The organism is Nocardioides sp. LHG3406-4, assembly GCF_049897745.1.
Taxonomy (GTDB): domain Bacteria; phylum Actinomycetota; class Actinomycetes; order Propionibacteriales; family Nocardioidaceae; genus Nocardioides.
Genome location: NZ_JAFCWV010000010.1, coordinates 1 through 1,533, shown reverse-complemented (window position 1 = coordinate 1,533; position 1,533 = coordinate 1). Strand labels below are relative to the sequence as shown.

The 1,533-nt window shown below is 69.3% G+C and carries 2 protein-coding genes; both read left to right on the top strand.

Translation table 11 applies throughout. From position 1 onward, the window contains the following. Nucleotides 1-888: hypothetical protein (locus ACP7BP_RS21360; RefSeq protein ID WP_426247711.1), on the top strand; the 888-nt coding region annotated here is incomplete at its 5' end. A gap of 33 nt (nt 889-921) precedes the next feature. Beyond that, nucleotides 922-1,533: class F sortase (locus ACP7BP_RS21355; RefSeq protein WP_426247710.1), on the top strand; the 612-nt coding region annotated here is incomplete at its 3' end.

The window sequence follows — 1,533 nt, the reverse complement described above, 5'->3', positions numbered from 1 at the left end:
GACACCCCGGCGGATGCTGCTCCGGTCAAGCCGACGATCAACTGTGACCCGGCCGGTCGGGAGATCACCAACTATGTGACCCGCAAGGACTCCGACCCGCTGCCGGGGACCCCGTTGCAGCCCGGTGAGGTCGTGCACTACACGATCTCGGTGACCCAGCAGGGCAGTGTGCCGGCCGAGGCGGTCTTCACCGACGCCCTGGCCGATGTGCTCGACGACGCGACCTACAACGGGGACGCGAAGGCCACCATCGGCACGGTCGAGTACGTGAACGGGGCGTTGGCTTGGAACGGCACGATCCCGGTCGGGCAGGTCGCGCAGGTGACGTACTCGGTGACCGTGAAGGGTGCCAAGGCGTTGGGCAACCGGGATCTGGTGAACCCGGTGACCTCGCCGGGGTGTGTGGTCAAGGACGGTCAGACCGTCGACTGTGACACCAAGCACCCGGTGCCGGAGTTCGACCTGAAGCTGACCAAGAAGGTGCTGGGCAGCCACGAGGTCGCGGTCGGTGACAAGGTGCGCTACCGGCTCCAGGTCACCAACCTGGGCCCGGATGTCGCGCCGGCGCCGATCACGGTGTCCGACAAGCTGCCCAAGGGGTTGGAGCTGAAGGGAGCCAAGGGCAGCGGCTGGGTGTGCAAGGTCAAGAAGGCCTACGACAACGCCTCGTGTGTGCTGGACGCCGACCTGCAGGTCGGTCAGCAGGCGCCGGCGATCATCGTGGTCACCAAGACCAACAAGGATGCCTCCGACCACATGGTCAATGTCGCTAAGGTCAGCGCCAACGGTGATGGGGTGAAGAAGAACAACCGGTCCCACGCCGCGATCCGGGTGGGCAAGCGCCCGGCACTGCCGAGGACCGGGTTCCAGTTCCCGTTGGGGTACTGAACATCAGCGAACGAGGAACGGGAAAGGTTTGAGGTGAGTTCACACGAGTGGCCCGGGGGGAGATCCCCCCGGGCCCTGGTGGCCGGGGTCGTGCTGGGCGTCGTACTCGCGGCGTCCGGCACGGCCCCCGGGGTCGCCTCAGCACCCCCCGCCGGGGCTCCGACCCCGGCCGAGTGCGCCGCGGTCGATCACGAGTTCACCCCGACCGCGTTGAGCATCGCCGGCGTGATCGGTCCGACCCGGGTGCTGGCACTGGGCCGGGACCGGGACGGGGTACCCCGCACCCCGCCGTTGACCGACCGGGGGAAGTGGCAGTTCTCCTGGGACCGCGCCTCCCGGACCCGTCCGGGCGGGAGCTGGGGGGTGATCCGGCTGGCCGCGCACACCTATCCGAGCTTCGCCGGGACCGCGCTGGGCAACCGGCTGCTGGCCCGGCTGCGGCCCGGCGCCCAGATCACCGTGACCGGTGCGGGCGGTGAGGTGCTGTGCTACCGGGTCTCCCGGCGGGAGATCGTGCGGGCCGACAACACCACCGCGGACTACTACTCCACCACCGGCCGGTCCCGGCTGGCCATCCTGGTCTGCTCAGGGATCCGCCGCGGACCGGGGAACTGGAGCCACCGCACCATCTGGTACGCCGTACCC